Source organism: Pseudomonas tremae, from assembly GCF_023278125.1.
GTDB lineage: Bacteria > Pseudomonadota > Gammaproteobacteria > Pseudomonadales > Pseudomonadaceae > Aquipseudomonas > Aquipseudomonas tremae.
This window is the reverse complement of the sequence record NZ_CP066270.1, coordinates 1,800,696-1,821,092: the sequence shown is the minus strand read 5'-3', so window position 1 is coordinate 1,821,092 and position 20,397 is coordinate 1,800,696. Positions and strand designations below refer to the sequence as shown.

At 56.2% G+C, this 20,397-nt stretch carries 15 protein-coding genes; 5 read left to right on the top strand and 10 right to left on the bottom strand.

Annotation, left to right across the window (positions count from 1 at the left end; all coding sequences use genetic code 11):
* Window positions 1-47: 47 nt before the first annotated feature.
* From I9H09_RS08435 to I9H09_RS08425, 3 genes are all read right to left on the bottom strand, one after another.
* Window positions 48-1,289, bottom strand: coding sequence for an ATP-grasp domain-containing protein (locus I9H09_RS08435; RefSeq protein ID WP_122347228.1), 1,242 nt, complete (start codon window positions 1,287-1,289; stop codon window positions 48-50).
* 31 nt (window positions 1,290-1,320) lie between these two features.
* The gene (locus I9H09_RS08430; RefSeq protein ID WP_122347226.1) at window positions 1,321-2,571 is read right to left on the bottom strand and encodes an ATP-grasp domain-containing protein; all 1,251 of its coding nucleotides are present in this window, start codon (window positions 2,569-2,571) and stop codon (window positions 1,321-1,323) included.
* Window positions 2,572-2,712: 141 nt separating this feature from the next.
* Window positions 2,713-3,813 carry an amidinotransferase gene (locus I9H09_RS08425; RefSeq protein ID WP_005890020.1) on the bottom strand — a complete coding sequence of 367 codons (1,101 nt, stop codon included), beginning with the start codon at window positions 3,811-3,813 and terminating at the stop codon, window positions 2,713-2,715.
* 572 nt (window positions 3,814-4,385) lie between these two features.
* Here I9H09_RS08425 and I9H09_RS08420 point away from each other — a divergent pair.
* From I9H09_RS08420 to I9H09_RS08410, 3 genes are all read left to right on the top strand, one after another.
* On the top strand, window positions 4,386-5,711 hold the full coding sequence (locus I9H09_RS08420) for an MFS transporter (protein ID WP_122347227.1): 1,326 nt from the start codon (window positions 4,386-4,388) through the stop codon (window positions 5,709-5,711).
* Between the two features lie 342 nt (window positions 5,712-6,053).
* A complete protein-coding gene (locus I9H09_RS08415; protein ID WP_248972603.1) occupies window positions 6,054-9,452 on the top strand; it encodes a toxin VasX in 3,399 nt (1,132 codons plus the stop codon).
* Window positions 9,449-10,135, top strand: coding sequence for a permease (locus tag I9H09_RS08410; RefSeq protein WP_122346952.1), 687 nt, complete (start codon window positions 9,449-9,451; stop codon window positions 10,133-10,135). Before I9H09_RS08415 ends, I9H09_RS08410 begins: the two co-directional genes overlap by 4 nt.
* Window positions 10,136-10,196: 61 nt before the next feature.
* Here I9H09_RS08410 and I9H09_RS08405 read toward each other — a convergent pair whose 3' ends face one another.
* The 7 genes from I9H09_RS08405 to I9H09_RS08375 form a co-directional block, all read right to left on the bottom strand.
* A complete protein-coding gene (locus tag I9H09_RS08405) occupies window positions 10,197-12,434 on the bottom strand; it encodes an ATP-binding protein (RefSeq protein ID WP_122323948.1) in 2,238 nt (745 codons plus the stop codon).
* On the bottom strand, window positions 12,431-13,045 hold the full coding sequence (locus I9H09_RS08400; RefSeq protein ID WP_122323949.1) for a biliverdin-producing heme oxygenase: 615 nt from the start codon (window positions 13,043-13,045) through the stop codon (window positions 12,431-12,433). The genes I9H09_RS08405 and I9H09_RS08400 overlap by 4 nt, the downstream gene beginning before the upstream one ends.
* 341 nt (window positions 13,046-13,386) lie before the next feature.
* Complete coding sequence (locus I9H09_RS08395; RefSeq protein ID WP_122323950.1) at window positions 13,387-15,420, bottom strand: LTA synthase family protein; 2,034 nt, start codon at window positions 15,418-15,420, stop codon at window positions 13,387-13,389.
* Between the two features lie 10 nt (window positions 15,421-15,430).
* Window positions 15,431-16,051: a hypothetical protein gene (locus I9H09_RS08390; protein ID WP_122323951.1), complete on the bottom strand. Its 621-nt coding sequence runs from the start codon at window positions 16,049-16,051 to the stop codon at window positions 15,431-15,433.
* Window positions 16,048-17,346 carry a sialidase family protein gene (locus tag I9H09_RS08385; protein ID WP_122323952.1) on the bottom strand — a complete coding sequence of 433 codons (1,299 nt, stop codon included), beginning with the start codon at window positions 17,344-17,346 and terminating at the stop codon, window positions 16,048-16,050. Before I9H09_RS08385 ends, I9H09_RS08390 begins: the two co-directional genes overlap by 4 nt.
* A 37-nt stretch (window positions 17,347-17,383) precedes the next feature.
* Window positions 17,384-17,929, bottom strand: a complete 546-nt coding sequence (locus I9H09_RS08380; protein ID WP_122311657.1) for a cytochrome b/b6 domain-containing protein — start codon at window positions 17,927-17,929, stop codon at window positions 17,384-17,386.
* Complete coding sequence (locus I9H09_RS08375) at window positions 17,929-18,192, bottom strand: PepSY domain-containing protein (protein WP_005890000.1); 264 nt, start codon at window positions 18,190-18,192, stop codon at window positions 17,929-17,931. Before I9H09_RS08375 ends, I9H09_RS08380 begins: the two co-directional genes overlap by 1 nt.
* 168 nt (window positions 18,193-18,360) lie before the next feature.
* On the opposite strand from I9H09_RS08375, the gene I9H09_RS08370 reads away from it, so the two are divergent.
* Together I9H09_RS08370 and I9H09_RS08365 are read left to right on the top strand one after the other, a co-directional pair.
* Window positions 18,361-19,023, top strand: a complete 663-nt coding sequence (locus I9H09_RS08370) for a response regulator (RefSeq protein WP_005889997.1) — start codon at window positions 18,361-18,363, stop codon at window positions 19,021-19,023.
* The gene (locus I9H09_RS08365; RefSeq protein ID WP_122323953.1) at window positions 19,020-20,393 is read left to right on the top strand and encodes a sensor histidine kinase; all 1,374 of its coding nucleotides are present in this window, start codon (window positions 19,020-19,022) and stop codon (window positions 20,391-20,393) included. Before I9H09_RS08370 ends, I9H09_RS08365 begins: the two co-directional genes overlap by 4 nt.
* The last annotated feature ends 4 nt before the right edge of the window (window positions 20,394-20,397 follow it).

Below are 20,397 nucleotides of genomic sequence, written 5' to 3'. Positions count from 1 at the left end.
TGAGGGCACCGAACACATAACCTAATGCCGATACCGAAGGCGTCGCTTTACAGCTCGGACGCTGTATGAACACTGTAACTGTCCACAATATGCTTCAAGTCCCGCGCAACGCTGTCTCGATCTCCGCAGAATACAAAGGCGCCCAGACAGTCCTTATGGCAGAAAAACTCGCCTGAAGCGATATCGCCAACTTGCGCAATAGTCTTCATCTTCAGGGTTGTCAGAGTTTCGATGCTCGGCAGTAGAACCTGAGTAACGTGAAGTTTTTCTCTGGCGAGGTGTTTTTTGGGGAATGTCATATAACCGAACGCCTCGCCCGCACGTTCAACATGTAGTGCATCGAGAAGCCCTAACTGAACGGCAAGGTGAATGAAACGCAGGTCTATCCCATGAGCGATCTTTATCATATCGACAGTGGAAGCCCCACCAGGCCGATAGGCAATTTCAAGCAATTCAAAGCCGTTGCCAGCATCACCAAACGCTTCGATATGGTAAACGCCATCAGGCCCGTCAAAAGCGGACAACACACGCTCGATGAAGGGCCGCCAGAGGTGCTGGATATCTTCTTCGGCAAGTGAAAAATAACCCAGCGGGCATTCGGCGAGATAGTCGATGGGTTTACCCAGGTACTCTCCCGCCGCAAGGAATGCCAACTGCCCTTTCAGAACGACCGCGTCCAACTGATAAAGAGGCTGCGGGTTGTAAGTTTCGATCAGATACTGGTGTTCGTTCATGTCCTGATAGTCATCACTAGCAGGGGCATATGCCTCGAAAAGTTGCTGAGCCTCAGTAATGATTTTGACCCCGACAGCGCCCGCCATGGACCGAGGCTTGAGGATAACCGGAAAGGTCACTGCCCCGCGGCTAATGTCATCCACGGTGATTTCTCTTGCTGTCGGAATATCGAATGTCTGGGCAATATGCTTCATTCGTTTTTTATCACGAAATCGTGTCGCCATGTCGAACGTCAACCCTGGCAACTGCCAATAGTCATTGGCCCACGCAGCGATGTATACGGCAAACTCATCATTCGGAATGACGGCCGTTACGGAATAGGTGTTTGTGATCTTACTGAATACTTTTTCGACGTCTTCGTGAACGGCAAAGTCCCGGACCACAAAGTTGCCATCGCGCTTCAGCTCCTCTCCAGCCTGACCCAGAAGATCCTCCAGAAGGTAGATGAACGTCCACGCAGGGATCGGGTAACGGCTCCTGATTCGGGCAACTACCTCGCTGACATCCAGCTCGGAGGAAACGATCAGAATAGTGTTTGGCTTACGTATGTCGATCAACTGGCAGCCCTTCTGAAAGTGGTTGTCATTATTGGGCAGAGGGCTGTTTTTCAGCCGCAACCTGTACCGAATAATGTTCGTTCAGATAACGCACGTCCCGTGAGACAAGGTCACGATCCCCACAAAATACGAAAGACCCCAGCGAATCCTTGTAACAGTAGAATTTTCCCGATGCGATGCCACCCAGAGTCGGTACGGCGTGAGTTCTCAAGGTGGGCATGTTTTCGAGAGGAGGCAAGGAAATCTGAGTGACGTAAAGCGCTTCAGCGGAGAGATGTTTTTTCGGAAAGGTCATATAGCCGAAGGCTTGCGCGTTGCGCTGGATATTGAGCGGCGGATTCAGCCCCATCTGCGCCGCAACATGAATAAACTGCAGGTCCAGCCCATAGACCATCTCGATCATCTCGACAATGGCTGCTCCACCTGGACGATAGGCAATCTCCAGAAGTTCTGCACCTGCACCTGCGTCCGCAAACGCTTCGATGTGATACACGCCATCTGGCGCATTGAATGCAGTGAGTACCGACTCAGTAAAATACCGCCAGGTGTCCTCGATCATCTCATCGGTGACAGACAATACGCCGACGGGTTTTTCGTGCTGAAAATCCAGGGGTTTACCCAAATATTCGCCGACCGAGATGAACGACATCACGCCGTTCAGCACCACACAATCAATATGGTAAATGGTATTGGGATTGTACTGTTCAATAAAATATTGACGTTCATTCATGTCTTGGTATTCGGCGTACCAATCGACATCCATCTCATGAAGCTGCGTTGCATCAGAGAGTATCTGGACGCCCTCAGACCCCGCCAGAGAGCGCGGTTTGACAACCACAGGGAACGCGACCTGCCCGCTTTTGATTTCATCCAGCGTGATCTCTTTTGCCGTCAGGATGCCGGCCTGCTGGGCGATCTCTTTCATTCTTTTTTTATCACGAAACTTCCGCGCATTCTGGCGAGTTATGCCAGGCAGCGCCCAACGGTCATTGGCCGATGCCGCGACGTAAAGAGAGAACTCATCGAAAGGGACAGCAACGGAAACACTGCAGTACCGGGCAATGTTATCCAGTGCGGCCTCTACCTCGGCTGAAACGGAAAAATCAGATACGATGAATGTTCCGGAGCATTTCAACGCCTCGCTTGCCACGCCCAGATAATCTTCCAGCAAAAAAACAAATTGCCAGTCGCTCAGGTCATACACCGCCTTGATGTTGTCTATTGTCAGTGCAACGTTCAACTCGGAAGAGACGATCAGTACTGTTCTGTTGTGATGCATTTCAACGCCCCGTCGCGGTAATTCGATTGCTCGAATCCCCTTAAACTGCTGATGTGGCAGAGCCTGGGTTGGGTACCCGGCGCCTGGTTAAACGCACGCCTCCCCTGCACGCTGGGGAACAGGGGAAGCGGCACACAACCGTCAGATATAACGCTTCAGACTGCCGCTGCGTTTTACATCCAGCGTGGCGCAGTGAAAAGAACCGCCGAATGTCTGGAAATGTTTAAACGGACAGAGGATGGTTTTGAAACCCCACTTCTGAAATGCACTGATCAGCGCGTCCTCGTCTTTTTCAACAACGACGGTCCTTTCATCCAGCATGAGCACGTTGGTGTGAATCCACTTGGACGTGATGTATAGCGGATGATCATCTGGCAGCGTAGAGGGCGGTGGATTCAGAATTTCCCAGTCTTTGAAAATATCGGGAATCTGTGGCACCCAACCTTTGTTAATAAGTACACGACCCGGCGCCAATGGCAATATCGTCGTGTCGATGTGCATGGGCCCCGGTTCTTCGAACTCATAAATGTGAATATGGTACTCCGGCCCCAGTGTTCTGCGCAGCCATTCAATCCCTTTATTATTGGTCACGTGACTCCGCTGCCCGATAATGTCGCGCCCCATTTTCATGAAGTCGGCGGCATCAAACAGCGGTTCGACTTCCGTGATAATGGAATTAAACGGAATGTCCTGTTCAAAGTCGTAATCCGTTTTCCACACCGCATCCGTCAGCATCGGTTTGGGCGCGGAGATCCACTCGGCACCTCGAGTGAAATAGTCATTCAATATGTCGCGGAACGCGAAAGTTTCAAAGTAGCGGCTGCGCCAGGCCATGGGCACTTCGATAATCTTCTTGCCGATTGCAAAAAGACAGTCTCTCGGCATGGCGGAATAGAAAGTGCCACCAGTGGTAAAGTGGGGCGTCATGATAGGCTGATGGTGATTCGTCTCGTTCGGCCTTCTTACCCTGATGCCTTCGGCTTCCAGAATCTGGGCCAGGGTATTCACTTCCTGCCTGGCTTTGACAAGCAACTCCTCCGGAAACCGTCGCCCGGAGTACGTCTGAAAAAAGTCACTGGACTCTTGGGGGATGATGGCTTTTAAACCGGTGTCCCACTCTGGCACACGAATATCGTCCATGATGCCAACGATGACTTCTTCGAGCGGGTCCCACTCGGTATAGACTTCCACGGGGCTTTGAGTATCGGAAAAGAAAGGAGGTTCTTCTTTTTGAAATAGCATGGCTATCCTTGACGACTTATTCAGGGTACTCGAACGTCGCACAGCAAAACAGGTCGACAGCGAAGACGACGTACGACATCCGTTATTTTCGAAAGCGGCTCACTGACTCAGGCTTCAACTCTTGGGCGCAGAACACATCATTGCCCATCGCGCATGGTGCACCTCCCTGTAAGATTAAAAAGGCACGCTTAATAGCTGCGCCTTGCGTTAAAAATTAAAACAGTACTGCCCTGCCATCTAAAACAGCCCGTACAAACGTGGAAGAACCGGCATTTTTGTATTAACCGCATGCAAACAACGCCAGGCAACTACGCTCAGGAAGCGCGTTGCAAATGCCCCTCAGTGGTTCGAACCATTCGACTGGTTCCATGACAAATCTTCAAAAAACCGGTCATCCGGCCCAACAAGGCCCGACGCTCGCCACAGCGTGAGCCCCCGGGCGTTGTGCAATGACACAACGCATGCCTCGCACAGGCATGCAAAACCCCGAAGCGTTTTCGCCATCCGCACCTTATGATCAGGTGTGCACCCGGCAACTCCCCTAAAAACAAAACGCACAAGGACCACGCGCCATGACCCCTGTTTCAAACCACAAGGCGGGCGACGTTGAAGGCAATCATGTCTACCGTCGCATTACCCTGCGCCTCATCCCGTTTATCTTCATCTGCTACCTGTTCAACTACCTGGACCGCGTGAACGTCGGCTTCGCCAAGCTGCAAATGCTCGACGCGCTGAGTTTCAGCGAGACGGTCTATGGCCTGGGCGCGGGGATCTTTTTCATCGGCTACGTGTTGTGTGGCTTGCCCAGCAACCTGGCGCTGAACCGCTTCGGGCCGCGTCGCTGGATCAGTTTGATGATGATCACCTGGGGCATTTTCTCGACCTGTCTGCTGTTCGTCACCACACCGGTCGAGTTCTACGTGCTGCGCTTTCTGACCGGCATGGCAGAAGCCGGCTTCTTCCCCGGCATCGTGCTGTACCTGTCGCGCTGGTACCCGAACCAGCGTCGCGGGCGGATCATGGCACTGTTCATGTCGGCCATTCCGGTATCAGGGCTGCTCGGCGGGCCGTTTTCCGGCTGGATCCTCAATCACTTTGCCGCAGGCCAAAGCGGTATGGCAGGCTGGCAGTGGATGTTTCTGATTCAGGGCCTGCCGACAGTGGCACTCGGCGTGCTGGCCTTTTTCCTGCTGTGTGACAAGGTCGAAGACGCTCGCTGGCTGACACCGGACCAGCGCCAGCGGGTAAAGGCCGACATCACCCACGATGAACTCAGCCGCCCGGTACAAGGCACAAGCTCGGTGGCTTCGGTGCTGACCATGCCGTTCATATGGATTCTCGGGTTTATCTATTTCTGCATTCAGAGCGGTGTCTACGCGATCAATTTCTGGCTGCCGTCGATCATCAAAAATCTGGGCTTCAGCGACGCGCTGGTGATCGGCTGGATCAGCGCCGTGCCGTATCTGATGGCAGGCGTTTTCATGCTGCTGGTCGGCCGCTCCGCCGACCTGCGCAATGAGCGCCGCTGGCATTTGGTGGTGCCGATGCTGATGGGCGCAACTGGCCTGATCATCGCCGCCAACTTCGCGACTGTGCCTGTCATCGCCATCCTCGGCCTGACCATCGCCACCATGGGCGCCCTGACCAGCCTGCCAATGTTCTGGCCGTTGCCAACCGCGCTGTTGAGCGCCAGCGTCGCCGCAGGCGGCCTGGCGCTGATCAACTCGATAGGCCAGATGGCAGGCTTTCTCAGCCCGTATCTGGTGGGCTGGATCAAGGATCAGACCGGCTCGACCACCCTGGCGCTGTACTCACTGGCTGCGCTGATCATTGTCGGCGGCATAGTGGCCTTGCGGGTCAGTCGCACGTCAGCGCGCAATGCGGCGTCGGCAAGCTGAGTTTTAGCGCCACCCTCCTCTTTGGCCAAGCCTTGTGCCTGGCTTTGCTCACTTCACGCTTGTCTCAAAAAACCTGTGATGCGCAAACTTTTGCGCACCACTTGGCCGGTCAGACCGACCAAGGCTTATATAAAAGCCCGACAGTGCGTAAACGAGCTTGCGCAGGTAAGTGCAAAAGCCTGCGCACTATTTAGCTCTTTTTACCGAGAGAATTGAGCTTGTCTTTGTTTCTTTCAGCCTATGACCTTGTTTTAAAACGATAAAAATATTATCGGCACAGTTCTTGGTATGCAGCTCTTTCAGTAGGCGGGTGAACGACCCGCTGCACAGAGAGTTTTCCGCATGACCGATAAAAACGGCACACGCCAACAGCGACGTGCGGCCTGTTTCGCCAGGACACCGGCTACGGCCACCAGCCTGTGCCCGTTCCGCGGGCCCAACGTCGCCATCGTGCCAGTGCGTTATGCGCTGGATCGCTCGCGGTATGACGTCGCGCCCGGTCAACTGAAGCCGCTGCCGAAAGACGGCAAGTGGGCCCGCCAGCCGCCGTTGAAAACGCGCAGCCATACCCTGCGCCAACTGTACGACGGCTATGTCTACGTGTTCGACGAAACCGCCGACACGCTGCACGAATACGCGGTGTCAGCCCTGAGCGGTCAACTGAGCCGTATTGTCTGGGCCGAGGCACAGATCGGCAATGACCAGCGAAACGGCGCCAGCGACGGTAAACCCTTCCTCTTCTACCCGCGCCGCAACACGCTGCACATTGCTTTCTCCCCGATCCAGTGGACATGGCGCCTCTGCGAACACATGCGCTCCAATGCCCCAAGCCGCGCCTTATGGATGAAAGCGCTGGACCTGGCCCGCTACTGCACCAGCATGGCCGAGCCCGATACCTTGTCGCTGGACCGCATCGCAGAGGCCGTGGCGGATATCGACCAGGGCCACGTGATTGAAGATGGACGTTTTGCAGATACGTCGGTCCCCACTGCCCGCCCATTGTCAGAAGACCCAGACGCACAACCGTCATGGGCCCCATTGGGGGCTGACGTCTTCTGGCAAGGCAGCGTTGACGATCAGGACAGCGCCTTGGTCATCGCCCTTGATGACCCTCTGGCCGTTTTCAACGATCTGGGCATGCAGCTGGCAGCCGATCAGGCGGCGCTTCGGGATTGGCAAAGCGAACACGAACACAAGATCCAGATCGCCCAGACCGTCGCCACCCTGTGCGGCGCAGAGAGTGAAACGGATAAACTGCCTGCCTCGGTGCGCGGTAATACGCTACAAACGCATCAGTACCTGAGCGAGCTTGAAGCCTACTTTGAACAGTGTGATTTTGAAGCAGCACAGATAGGCAGCAACACCGTCCCCGGAGGCTTGCTGTTGTTGCCGGATGTTTTCAAGAGCCCGGATATGCGCAAGTCGATTAACGCGCGTTACGGCAGTAACCCTACTGAAGAGGGTGCGCAGGTCTGGAAAGATCGCCACAAATGGCGTCGCGAAGTCGATTTGACAGGTGCGCGTGAGTACCTTTTGCAGCATCTTCCGACCAGAGACAGGCTCCGGCAACAAGTGCGCGAGACGCAAAGCGATTTCCGCCTGTGGTCGACACACATAGGTACAGAACCACTCAAGCTGTTCATCGACACCACCAACCCGAAAAACCTGCTGTATTTGCAGACGACCATGCTCAACCTGCAGATCATATACGCTCAAGACAGCTCAGCCAGCGCCTGGCTTGCCGAGCAGGAAATCAACACCAACAGCCTGTTTGGCACCCTGCGCTATGGTTTTTCAGCCGCGCTCAAACAGGCTCTGCATGAGGAAGCCGATGCGCTGATCAATGGCCTTGGCGACGTCACCAACCTCGCCACTCGTATTGGCGAACTCAATGGCGCGCTCAACCATCAGGGTTTTGCCGACAAACCGTGGATGAAGGCACTGAAACAACCGGTTCAAGACACGTTCAAGGCTCTCGGCGAACTGGCCAGCGGTGCAGGCAAGGCGACACTCGAAAGCATCTTGCTGGCCTGGGTGCCCATCGACAGTCGCATGGCCCTTGGCAAGCAGCAGAACATTGTCGCGTTGATTCGCACACTGTTGATCGGCCAGATCCTGCTCGACTCGCCTGCGCGTATCGCGATCAACCAGCAGATGCTCATAAAGCTCAAACAGTGGGTACGCGAATGGCAAGTGCTCAATAGGCAGATCAACGATATCCGGCGCAGCTGGCTCTATCCAACGGCTTACAACACACGGCAAAGCACCTCCCGCAACCTGCACGCCCATATTCAGAAACTTCGTCTGCACGAACTAAGCATGCCCGCCCTGCTGGACTTCCAGAACAATCAGTATGCAAGGCAATTGCAGGACGAGATTCGTCAGTACTTTCAGTCCGGCAAAACCCTGACCAAGGACTGGCTCGCCCACGCCAAAGGCTGGACCGACAAACTGGGAGGTATCGCAGGCTCGATTACCTGGGGCGTGGTCATGCTCAACCTAATTAACACTGCCTTCGTTTACAAGGATCTCAGTCAGGACGGCGATTTCAGTGCCAAGGATATCGGCAAGGTGATGTATGGGTTGGGGTACAGCTTCAATCTGCTGATGGTGGTGTTTGTCGAGGCGCCGTGGGCGATTATCAGTACGGCCAAGCCACTTGTCATTGGCGGGTATAACGTAGGCATTCTTGATAAGTCCGCAGCCTATTGGAAAGCACGGGGCAACGCAGTCTGGGGTGATGCGATACGTGGGTTCAGGGTTTCGATGGTGGCGATGGGTGGGTTTGGGATCGTAGCGGCTATATTGGAGATATTTGACGTATTAGATGATTCAGTCGGAGTTAAGACGCTAGAAGAAAAAAACTGGATGGCTTTGAAGATTATCTCTGTAGGTTTGATGGGAGTAGCGTCAACCGCTCAGTTAATCGCAGGTTTCTTTCCTGCTGGCAATCTTGCGATTATCGTTATGAGTCCGTGGTTCAGCGTATCGTTACTAGTAATAGGCTTAATTTATCTTTTTGCTACGATGGTCCTGAATTATTTCAAACAAGACAGTGTCGGCTGGTGGCTGCGTAAATGCTGTTGGTCGAGAACCATAGACCATCGTCACGCCGAGACAGCCAAAGGCGAGAGTGAAGAAATACGTGCGCTCATGGAAATTCATTTATCTCCGCAGGTTCATGTAAAAAGTACCGTACATCATGAAGATCGTTATTTTGGTAAAGGCGATTATTATAGCGTAGCAGCACAAAATGGCGCCGGAATACAAGTGCACTTGCCAACTCTGATACGCGGTCAGTCAGTGCATTTCAACATTGCCAGCAGCAAGCGAGCGTGGGGAGTGCTGCCTGTAGAAAAAATAGACGACCCTCTGCATGAAGCTTTTTTGGACAACGGGCAGTTCAGGAAGGCCGTACAGTTCGGAACGCTTTCCAACAAACCAGCGGGTAAAGCGAGTGAGGACTTCACCTACCCGTTGATGCCGCCTGAGAATGAAGATCTCATATGGGAAACCTGGGTGCCGCTGGACAAGGACGCAACCTATCTTGAACTGCAAATCTGGTACCCGGCCAATCTTTTAAACCCTGGCGAAGACGATAGAAGCTATCTGTTTCAGATGGAGCTTGGCACTAGAGGCGATACTGTTATTGATGGTCTTGCTGCGGTGGAACTTGAGGTAAGGGCTTCAAGCAGAATTGGCACCCTGACCCTGGAAGTCGCAGAGGGTACACCGGTATGACACAGCAAGAAAAAGCCTTGGATCTTCCGAAAGGCAACGACATTCTAAACTGGAAAATCAAAACGATTGCCAGGCCACCTAAAGAGATCATGATCACGCAGCTTGGATTGACCGCCATTCATTTAATCGCCGCCTCACTTCTTGTTTGGGGAGGTTGGGATCATTTTTTAGAAAACTCTAACTTTCTAATTATGGTGATATTAATGTTTACGGGACACTTTGCTTACTATATAGGCTTGCTCATCCGCCAAAAAACCATCTACAACTACACCCTCAAAACCGACGGCGCCACAGTCGAGTATTACCTCCACTACCCAGACTTCGCCTCAAGTTTCTTCAAGGGCATCGCCATATCCGTCATCCTGATATTCGTTTTCATCGCCCTTCTCACCGGCTCACTGCTCTTCCTGATCGGCCCGGTAGCGATGGCCGTTATCGCAGCCGTCAAGCTGCTGAATTGGGAAAACCCCGTCCACCATCGACAAACCGCCCCTTGGCACCTGCATGAGTTTGTCACGGTTGATCACAAGCGCCTGATGATCATCATTCACTGCGACGACGTCACCACAGGATTCCCTGCCCGCTTTCCCAGTAAGGAATTGATGAACAAATACCTGGCGTTTCTCCAGGAGGTACTTCCCGAAAGTACGGAGTACACCGAGAAAGCCTCGAACTGGAAGTAGCCATCGTTGGTTGATGACAAGGCCTGAGTGATTAACTCATCACTCAGGCCCTGTCAGGCAATCAATGCGCGATCGGCACTGTAAAGCGGAATTCGCTGCCCTGCCCGACCTGGCTGTGTGCCGCCAGCTCGCCGCCGTGGGCCTTGATGATGCCTTGGGAGATGTACAAACCGAGGCCGGTGCCGGTCGGGTTACCTTCCTTGACTGTCCAGTAGCGCTCGAAAATATGTGGCAGTTGCTCAGGCGGAATGCCTTCACCGGAGTCAATGACGGTGAACACGATCTCGCTGCCGTTGGACATCGCCGCTACGCCGATCCTGCCCTGCTTCGGGGTGAACTTGATGGCATTGCCAATCAGGTTGGACAGCACCTGGAACAAACGCTCCGGGTCTGCGTTGACCTTGATATCCGGTTCGGCGCTGAAGGAAATCTCGATGGACTTGTCCATCGCCAGCGGCGCAAGCAGCGTGTAGGCCTCTTCGAATATCTGGCTGACTTCCAGCGGTTGTGGGGTGATGGTGTAGCGGCCGGCTTCGATTTTCGAGGTGTCGAGCAAATCCTCAAGCAACACGTTCATCCGGCTGGCAGCCTGCTGCATGGTGTCGATGGCCGTGGAAATGCGACGCGAGGTGTGCGGACCATCAGAGCTGAACGATTTCTGCATCATCCCGCAGAGCATTGAAATGACCGTCATCGGGTTGCGCAGGTCATGGGAAACGACCGCTACCAGCTCATCGCGGGCACGAACGGCCTGTTGTTCCTTGCTCACCTGCCTGGCGAGGTCATTTTCCAGCGCAGAGCGGCGCAGGTCTTTAGCCGCAAATACATCACCATGACTCCACTTTGCAGCAATCCCGGTCATCTCGACCTTCCAGATTTCAAACGAAGTGCGGGGCCGAAGACGCATGCCGGTTTCCGAACTTTCCATGTTCAACGGCTTTTCCGGATCTCCGCTCCACTGCACCGTCTCCTTGACCTCGGGACGAAACCAGATGACCCCGTTGTCCACCGGTTTGGGCAGGCTCATGGCCAATACGCCACTGGCAACTGGCTGGTAAACCTCGGCGGGCGCATAGACACTAGAGAGATGATGACTGGCATATACAGGCTCGCCGCTCGACATCATCCAGGCATGCAACGCCCGCACATCGGCAGGCTCCGGGCAGTTACCGAAACAATGCGTATGACGGTCCTCGATGATCGCTACGCCCGTAGCACCTACCAGATCCATCAACAGCTGCGGCTGCTGTGCCAGCCCATCGAACACTTCTGTGCCGGATGTCGCCATCAGTTGATGCAGTTGTTGCAGGGTCTGAACCTTGGTTTCGCGCTGGCGGCTGACTTCTAACGCTTCCATGGCGCTGATCTGCAGCGACAACACCTGGCCAATCGCCTGGCATGCACTGCGCAGCTCGTGAGACACGTACAGCGGCGTGCGATGCCCGCAGCTGATCAGCCCCCACAGCTTGCCGCCCTGAATCAACGAAACACTCATTGAAGACAGAACGCCCATGTTTTTCATGTATTGGCAGTGAATCGGAGAAACACTGCGCAGCGTCGAGAAACTCAGGTCGAGCTGTGTTTTGGTGTCCGGGCGCAGTTGCGGCATCAGAGGCACAGGCGTGTAATCGGCGTCCGGAATGATGCGCAGCCAATTGCGGCGATACAGTTCGCGCGCCTGCTCGGGAATATCCGAAGCCGGGAAAAACAGGCCGTTGAACAATTCCATCGAAGGCGCCGACGCTTCAGCAATGACCTGACCGTGGCCTTCCTCTTCGAAACGATAGATCAACACCCGGTCATAACCGGTCATCTTCTGAATTTCGCGAACGCTGACTTCGTAAAGCGTCTGCAAGTCGCTGGCTGCATGCAACTGACGCAGCATGCGGCCCATGTTGCCGGTGCGCTCGGAATAACTGACTGCCTGGGTTGCCTTGTCCTGAATTTCGAGCTCCAGGACCAGAACGTTCTGACTGCGGTGGAGCATGGCTTCGAACTCGACGCCATTGGCCGACATCAGCAGGCGCGGCGCATCGGCGAACGAATCATGGACGCTTGCGCTTTTGATTACTTCAGCCCAGCCAGACCCAAGCACACAGTCCAGCGACTTGCCCAGCAGGTGTTCCGGTGCCTGGCCCAGCACTGTCTGCACGTTGGCGCTGACCTGCATGATCGTCAGCTCGGGTTCGGTCAGAGTGAACAGCACACCATGAGGCTGGATGGCGCCCGGAAACTGGATGGGCTCATCCGCGCAATTAGCCAATAGGACTTCAAAAGAGTCCTTGTCGAGTTGGCTCATAACAGTACCTCTTGACCGCCGAGCCAGTGCTCGAAGCATGAAAATGTGGAGTGCGCTGCCACGGCAGCCGCTTCTGTAAAAACAACGTCTCGCGGTACGTTATCAAGGTAGTTCAAAAAAGCCTTCCAGCGCGGCCCTGTCTGGACACCATACACGTCGAGAAAAGCTGCCCCGCTCTGTTCATCCAGCCCGATGCGCTTGAGTATCTCGCGCCGCAGCACTTGCCCGCCCAGCGTTGCCCCTTCCAGCACATACATGACCCCCAGGCAGGCACCGGGCGAATCGATGACGGGCAGTTGCATGCAATGCGGAAGTTGTCCGATCTGATGTTCGGACATCTCCAGTGCTCGCAAGTCCTTCACCAGCACTTTCGTTTTGATCCGCTCATCCGGGGAGAGCGCACAGGGCACCAGACCACTGTCATGAAGTGCCACTTCGAGAGGTGCATAAAAGCCGTAGTAAGCCTGGAGTAAACGAAGGTAAAGAGCGTGGTTCAGAACCGGTGAAAAAAACGGCATGCGTTTTTCGAGTCGAACGTGCAGCTGTTTCGTTTCAGCGCGAAGTGCGTCAAGCAACTTCGGCGGGGTGACGCTTGAAGAACATGCCAGCATCCAGGAAGGCTCTTGAGTATGCGATAGACGAGAATCACATCCGAACAGAAATTGGCGGCCAAAATACAGATTCAACGCTAAAACTGACAGTTATTTCCTGTATTGGCGATGAAATGCCCTTTCGCTGAAGAAAACAGCCGACGCTGAAGACCGGCTGTTTCAATCGTCCGGTAATCCGCCGTCAATAATGGCGATAAACCTCAACAGGACGTTCTCTGTAATTCAATGGCCACTGATTCCATCATGCGGCGTTTTAACATCATCCAGCACAAGAGTGCTATCGCGCAAGCACTGGCCCAGTCCGGCGTGACCTGTGGCTGACCAGTGCATCGTTTTTTGGCTCAGCGTACATTCTGGTAGAGCATCATTCGTGAGGTCTCATGCAGGCCACGGGTGAGGTCATGCAACCGCTGAAACTCCTGTGGATGCTGCGCGGCCACATTGTCCAGCGGCGTAGGCGAGGACAAATCGTGAAGGGTTGGCGAACTGCCGTCGTGCTCCATCTGCAACAGGAAGTTGCGCGTCACACCACCGATCAGTGGAAACGTGCCTTCGCGCAGAACCAGCGGCACGACACGTTCGCCCTCAGGGGCAGGCTGCTGAATGTCACGCCCCATCGTACCGCTGGTGAACGCCATACCGGTCATGCCCGCCAGCGTTGGCAGCAAGTCCGCCAGGCCGACGGCTTCGTCGATCACTCGCGTACCGAGCAGGCCTGGGGCATGAATCAGCAAAGGGACGTTATTACTTTCAAGCCCCAGTTGCTCGAACGCAGGAGCCATGTGCGGGATCTGGCTGATACGCGTGTTGTGGTCGCCGAACAGCACGAAAATGGTGTTCTCGTAATAGCCGCCCGCCTTGGCTATTTCCATCAGCCGGCCGATATTGAAGTCCAGCAAGCGCACGGCGTTGTACTGTTCGACACTGCGCGACCCTGCCGCCTGCACTTGCTCCGGGGTCTTGTCGCTGACCTGAAAACCATCATTGTTTTCAGGAATGGTGAAAGGTCGGTGATTACCCGCGGTCTGCACGTAGGCAAAAAACGGTTTGTCTGCCGGCAACGCACGCAGGATTTGGTCGCTTTCCTTGAACAGGTCAAGGTCGGAAATACCCCATACGTCCACCTGCGGCGACTTCCAGTCTCGTTCGTCGTAAAGGCGCACATCATCGATGCTGCGGCGGATCAGCGCGTTCATGTTGGCCCAGCCCGAATTGCCGCCAATCATGTACAGCTTCTCGTAGCCCTTGAAGTCATTGATGATGGTGTGTTGGCGCGTCAGCAGCGGATGCCGCGTCGCTGTTTCCTGACGAGTCACGTCGGGCACGCCGGTGATACTCGCCCAGACGGTTTTCGCAGTGCCCGTGACCGGCACGTAAAAATGCTTGAAGAACCAGCTCTGCCTGGCCAGGTGATCGAGGTTCGGGGTCGGATTGAGCGGGTTACCGTATGCGCCGACCGCACTGGTGCCCAGTGACTCGAGCATCACAAACATTACGTTTGGCGGCCGTTCTCCCGCCAATTGGTAAGGCTGGCCGGACTGAGGACGCTTGAAGCTCAACGTTCGCGCATCGGGCTGCTGCACGCCGAGGTAATGCGCGATCAACGGATAATGCTTGCGCACCTGAGCCTCATCGAAGTGTGACTGCGCAACCTTGAGCGTGTCGTACAAGAACAGCACCGGATTGAGCCCGACGGCCGCCAGCTGACTGTTGCCAGAGAAAAACGCATCACTCCAGCGCAACGGCACCGGGTTTTCCAGATTGAGATTGTCGACACGGCCCAGCAAACCGAGAAACGTCGCACAGGCCACCAAGGCAGATACCCACACCACTGACGCGCGCTTGATCGGCCTGGCGTCACGATCCAGGGTCAGACGTTCAAGGCGCAGCAGTGCCCAGCCCAATACGACGACGGTCAACAGCCAGCCGGCAGTAATCCACAGCACAGGGTACGTTTGCCAGAGCATGTCACGGGATATCTGCGCGTCTTCCAGATAGCGCACCACGCTGGCATTCAGCCTGACCCCGAGGTAGGCGTAATGACCAAAGTCGACGATGTAGATCAGCGTCAGAACCGCCAGCGCGAGAATCAGGTAACCCCTTGAAAGCCAGCGCAGGGTCGGCACGCTGATCAGGTTCCAGCGCGGCAACCAGAGCAACATAGCGACCGGCAGCAAAACAATCAGCGCCAGACGCAAGTCGAAGCGCAAGCCGATACCCAGCGTCTGCAGCACTTCATTGCGGGAAAACAGCATGCCCGGCTCGATGCCGGAAAACCCGAAGAAAAACACAATTCTCAGCAGCGCCGACACCAGGAACACCAACAGCACAGCGCTCAGCCAGTAGCGCAGTCGTCGCGATTGCAAAGCACTCATTCTTGTTCCTCTACACGTTGCCGGCAGACACGCCAGCTGAACGACGCTGACCTGTTACTCGACGATATATAAAACGGACAGCCAAACCCAGCAAAGCTGCGCAACAGCAAAGCCCGAGAAGTGGGTCGATCAGGTAATCCCAATAGTTTTCCGATGGTTTTATCCTGAACGTGAACGCCAGCGTGGCGACGGCCAGCATCGCCACTGCCAGTGTGTTACGCAGACAGACCAGCCCCAACGCGATGAAAGCGACGATGATGATCATCGGCCTCGGGTTATACCCCCAGCGGTAAGGATCGAAATAAGTCAGGCCCAGCGTGGCCGGGTACAGCGTCAAGGCCAGCAGTGCGAAGACCAGCAACGCCATGAGCCGCGGCGAAACAGCCACGGGCTTCAAAACGCCCAGCCTTTGCAGCACCAGCCAGCCCAGCAGCACCAGAGTGCTGATCGCCAGATCATCGGTCAGGCTGCGGGTATAGGCAGCCATCGATAGCCCGTCAACCGGCATAACGCTCAACAACGAGGTCACTGCAAGCAGGCCGCAGCGTCGCCAGAGCGATGAGGTCAGAGGCGCCAACAGAATAAACAGCCCCCAGGCAAACGCCAGATGAGCCAAGCCCAGGGCGATCATAAAAGCTGCTCCGCCAGCCAGGCTTCGTTGAAGCTGACATGTTTGATGAAGGTGTTATTCCACGAGTAGACCAAGTGATAAAGGCCCTCCGGACTGCGGATGAAATAAGGGTATTCATACTCGAAATCACAGCCTTGCGGCGAACAGACACGCTGATCCAGGTTACTCAGGAATTCTGCTTCCATTGGCTGGCGTCGTACGCCGCTGGAGCTTCGAAAGCCCTCGCCGATGACTTCCTTGTAGGCATCCAGCGCGAACGGCGTGCCCAATGGATCAGGTGATTTATCGAAGTCCATCAGCGGTCGCCAGACGTTCATCTGCTCGTCAGTGCCATACAGGCTGAGTTTGAAGCGGCCTTCGCGCAGGTCATTGAGCGCCACCAGCAAGCCCTTGCCCGGCACGCCGACCGCCGCCAGGGAGGAGTTGGGGTTGCTCGGGGTCAGCGGATACGGCTCACTCCAGGTCTGCCCTCCATCTTCAGTGCGGCTGGCAAGTACCCGGTGGAAGGTTTCCCCGGCGTAACGCAGCAACGCCACGCCGCGCTGCCCGTCGAGCGGCACAACGGTCGGCTGCAGAGAGTTGTTGCCGCGACTGATGCGAAACTTGTCGATCACCTCGCCGTTTGCGCTCAGGTAGAGGTATTCGGCGAACTTGCCGAGAAACTCGTGATACACCGGCAGACCGATTGAGCCATCGGCGTGAAACACCGGTGCGCCACGGACCAGCGTGCTGATGTTCAGAAACGGCGAGGTCACCAGTTGACGCGGCGGCGACCAGCTGGCGCCCATGTCGCTGGAGACCATCGCGTTGACCGAGCTGCCGGCCCAGCCGCCCACCGACACAGAGACATAGAACAGCCACAAACGGTTGTCCGGAGCCAGCGCAATCACCGGGTTGCCGAGCTTGCGGATGTATTTGCCGGTGCCCGACTGGGTGGATTCGCGGGTCGCCAGGACTTGCTCGCCGCCCCACTCTTCGGTGCGCGCATCGAAACGCGATGTACGAATCTCGACATCCCCAGCGCCTTCGCGGGAGCCGGCAAACCACACCGACATCAGGTCGCCGCCGGGCAGCGCGGTCACGGCTGAAGAATGTACGAAATCGTTCAGGTCCGAGGAGGCGAAACGCGAACTGTAGGACGCCTTGGGCGCAAGGCTTTCAGTACCCACAGGTGCCGGGGCCACCGCAAATCCGGAAATCCGGTGCAACGGATGGCTGAGCCATGCGCTGAGAAAGATCGCTACGACAATCAGGGCTGCGCTCCATGCAGTCAGGTTTCGGGAAATAACAGGCATCAGGAGGCATCACTGTGATGAAGGGCAAGAATAGTGGTCAGCGATGGCGATCTTCAGGCAACGGACGACGTTTGCCTGTCAGCATCGACAAAGGCAGGTTGTCACGCACCTGAAAACTTTCGAAAATGGCAGCACCCATGTGCAGCACCACCACGGCACACAGTGTGTTGGCGAGCACTTCATGGGTCTGCAAGGGCCAGTCGGCGCCCCACAAAGCATCGACTTCCTGCATCAGGAAACCGGTCAGGCCCATGCCGAAGATCAGCGCCATCATCAAGACCATGACCAGCGCACCCAGCGGAGAATGGCCAAGCCGATGCATCGGCTGGCGTTTTGTCAGCGAGCGAATATGCGCACGCAGACGCTCCGCGGTCGGCCAGAAATCGCTCCAGCGGGCACTGGGCGGCCCGACGAACCCCCACACCACTCGCACCGTCAGCCATGCCACTGCGTAATAGCCCAGCCAGACATGCCAGTCGTCGCCGACTTCATTGAAGAAGTAGTTGGCAACGAAAACACCCGCGATCGAGACATGAAACAGCCTGACCAGCGGGTCCCAGAGGCGCAGGGGAACCCGGCTCATTACTTGATCTCGGTCTTGACCGCTTTACCGGTGACCGGGTCGTGATAGATCTCGACCTTGCGCTTGTCCTTATCGAAGCCGTAAATCTCGTAGCAGTTGCCGTCAGTCACCTTGAACTTGCTGATCTGGTAACCCTCAGCCTTGAGCTGCTCTTGGAATTTGGCCTGATCCTGCCATTGGGATTTTTCGGCAGTGGTGCACTGCGGGCCAGCGAGCGCCAGCGGGCTGGCCAACAACAGGGGAATCAGCAGGAACTTGTGCATGAAAAATACTCGCGGGCAGTTAAGGAGCACCTACTGTGCGAAACAAGTCTTAGGAAAAGCTTAATTTGCAACAGCTGGTAACATCTTCCCGGACACAGGGCACTTCGCGGCACTACGCGCTGACGGCATCATGGCGCCCTTCTCCCTTATTCACATTGGTCAAACCCTATGCGCCTGCTGCTTGTCGAGGATGATCGTGCGATTGGCCAAGGCATCCGCGTGGCCCTCAATACCGAAGGCTATACGCTGGACTGGCTCGAGGACGGCCTGAGCGCGCTGCATGCCCTGCGCAGTGAGCCCTTCGACTTGTTGCTGCTCGACCTCGGCCTGCCGCGCATGGACGGCTTCGACCTGCTGCGGCAGTTGCGTGCCGAAGAACTCGCCCTTCCGGTGCTGATCCTGACCGCCCGTGACGGCACCGCCGATCGCATCGCCGGGCTTGATGCAGGTGCCGACGATTACCTGATCAAGCCGTTCGACGTCGATGAATTGAAAGCCCGGGTGCGCGCATTGCTCAGGCGCAGTCAGGGCCGTGCGCAGCCGTTGCTGGAGCATGCAGGCATCAGCCTTGATCCAGCCTCGCAGCAAGTCAGCTTTCATGGCTGCGAAGTTCCGATGACGCCGATGGAATATCAACTGCTGCATCAGTTGATGATCCGACCCGGCAAAGTAGTAACCCGCGAGCGCCTGTCCGACACGCTCTACGGCTGGCAGGAAAAGGTCGAAAGCAACACGCTGGAAGTGCTGATTCACAACCTGCGCAAAAAACTGTCCACCGAGCTGATCCGCACCGTGCGCGGCGTCGGCTACCTGCTGGAGCTCAAGGCATGACCTCGGTACGCGCGCGCATTCTGGTCCCGGTCCTGCTGCTGTTGCTGCTCGGCGACCTGACGATCAGCCTGCTCGCCTTGCGCGACAGCCATCACGAAATAGAAGAAGTCTATGACGCGCAACTGGCCCAGAGCGCCCGCCTGCTGCAAGGCGTACTCAGCCAGCGAGCGGCGGGCGAACAGGATCTGGACAAGCTTTATCAGGCGTTCGACCAGGCCATGAGCCGGGTCGGCACCAGCGGCGTTGCCCACCCCTATGAAACCCGACTGACGTTTCAGGTCTGGCGCACATCGGGCGAGCTGCTGGTGCGCTCGGCAGAAGCGCCATTGCTCAGCGCCCCGCCTGCCGAAGAAGGCTCACACGACCTGATCGAGAACGGCCACGAGTGGTGCGGCTTTCTGCTGGCCGATCCGCAGCAGGGTTTCCTGATCTGGGTCGGAGAGCGCGACGATGTCCGTCAGGACCTGATCCAGCGTATTGTCAGCCACACCTTGTGGCCGACCCTGATCGGTGTGCCGTTGCTGGTGGTGGCAATCTGGCTGGCCATCGGCTGGGGCCTGCGCCCGTTACAGTCGATGGCCGAGGTCATCCGCAAACGCGATGCTGAAAGCCTCGAGCCTCTTGATGTAGCCCCGCTGCCCAAGGAACTGGAGCCCATGCAGCACGCGCTCAATCGTCTGCTGACCCAGATCGAAAGCGTGCTGGAGCGCGAGCGAAGATTCATTGCCGATGCCGCCCATGAACTGCGCACACCACTGACCATCCTGCGCATCCACGCCCAGAACGCACGCCAGGCGCAAAGCCCGGAACAGCGCTTGGAAGCACTGGATTTTCTGGTGCATGGCGTCGACCGTGCCGCCCGCCTCGCCAGCCAGTTGCTGACCATGGCCCGGCTTGAACCACGGGTCGAGCTCAGCCAGTTGCAGACCTTCGAACTGAACACACTGGTGCGCGAAGAAATGGCCGAGTTGACCCCCCTGGCTCTCGAGAAACGCGTCGATCTGGTGTTTGAGGCGGGTGATGATTGCGTGATCCACAGCGACCCGGCAGCCATCACCATCGCTTTGCAAAACCTGCTGACCAATGCACTCAACTTCGCTCCGCCTGCCAGCGAGGTTCGTGTGCTGCTCAACCGTCAGGAGGACGGCAGCGCGCATCTTTGCGTCGAAGACTCTGGCCCCGGCATCGACGAGCAGCAGAAGGCTCGCCTGTTCGAACGTTTTTACAGCCAGGGCCATAGTAATGGCGCAGGCCTGGGGCTGGCGATTGTCGACATGATCGTGCGCAAACTGGAAAGCAGCCTGCACCTGCGCAATTCGGCGCAAGGCGGGCTGTGTGCGGAACTTAGGCTCAAGAGCCGAACGGCCTGACGTT

What these genes read in the sequence shown, in the direction of transcription:
- I9H09_RS08430 (WP_122347226.1), bottom strand. Translation starts at nt 2,571, where the DNA reads ATGCATCACAACAGAACAGTACTGATCGTCTCTTCCGAGTTGAACGTT.
- I9H09_RS08425 (WP_005890020.1), bottom strand. Translation starts at nt 3,813, where the DNA reads ATGCTATTTCAAAAAGAAGAACCTCCTTTCTTTTCCGATACTCAAAGC.
- I9H09_RS08420 (WP_122347227.1), top strand. Translation starts at nt 4,386, where the DNA reads ATGACCCCTGTTTCAAACCACAAGGCGGGCGACGTTGAAGGCAATCAT.
- I9H09_RS08415 (WP_248972603.1), top strand. Translation starts at nt 6,054, where the DNA reads ATGACCGATAAAAACGGCACACGCCAACAGCGACGTGCGGCCTGTTTC.
- I9H09_RS08410 (WP_122346952.1), top strand. Translation starts at nt 9,449, where the DNA reads ATGACACAGCAAGAAAAAGCCTTGGATCTTCCGAAAGGCAACGACATT.
- I9H09_RS08405 (WP_122323948.1), bottom strand. Translation starts at nt 12,434, where the DNA reads ATGAGCCAACTCGACAAGGACTCTTTTGAAGTCCTATTGGCTAATTGC.
- I9H09_RS08400 (WP_122323949.1), bottom strand. Translation starts at nt 13,045, where the DNA reads ATGCTGGCATGTTCTTCAAGCGTCACCCCGCCGAAGTTGCTTGACGCA.
- I9H09_RS08395 (WP_122323950.1), bottom strand. Translation starts at nt 15,420, where the DNA reads ATGAGTGCTTTGCAATCGCGACGACTGCGCTACTGGCTGAGCGCTGTG.
- I9H09_RS08390 (WP_122323951.1), bottom strand. Translation starts at nt 16,051, where the DNA reads ATGATCGCCCTGGGCTTGGCTCATCTGGCGTTTGCCTGGGGGCTGTTT.
- I9H09_RS08385 (WP_122323952.1), bottom strand. Translation starts at nt 17,346, where the DNA reads ATGCCTGTTATTTCCCGAAACCTGACTGCATGGAGCGCAGCCCTGATT.
- I9H09_RS08380 (WP_122311657.1), bottom strand. Translation starts at nt 17,929, where the DNA reads ATGAGCCGGGTTCCCCTGCGCCTCTGGGACCCGCTGGTCAGGCTGTTT.
- I9H09_RS08375 (WP_005890000.1), bottom strand. Translation starts at nt 18,192, where the DNA reads ATGCACAAGTTCCTGCTGATTCCCCTGTTGTTGGCCAGCCCGCTGGCG.
- I9H09_RS08370 (WP_005889997.1), top strand. Translation starts at nt 18,361, where the DNA reads ATGCGCCTGCTGCTTGTCGAGGATGATCGTGCGATTGGCCAAGGCATC.
- I9H09_RS08365 (WP_122323953.1), top strand. Translation starts at nt 19,020, where the DNA reads ATGACCTCGGTACGCGCGCGCATTCTGGTCCCGGTCCTGCTGCTGTTG.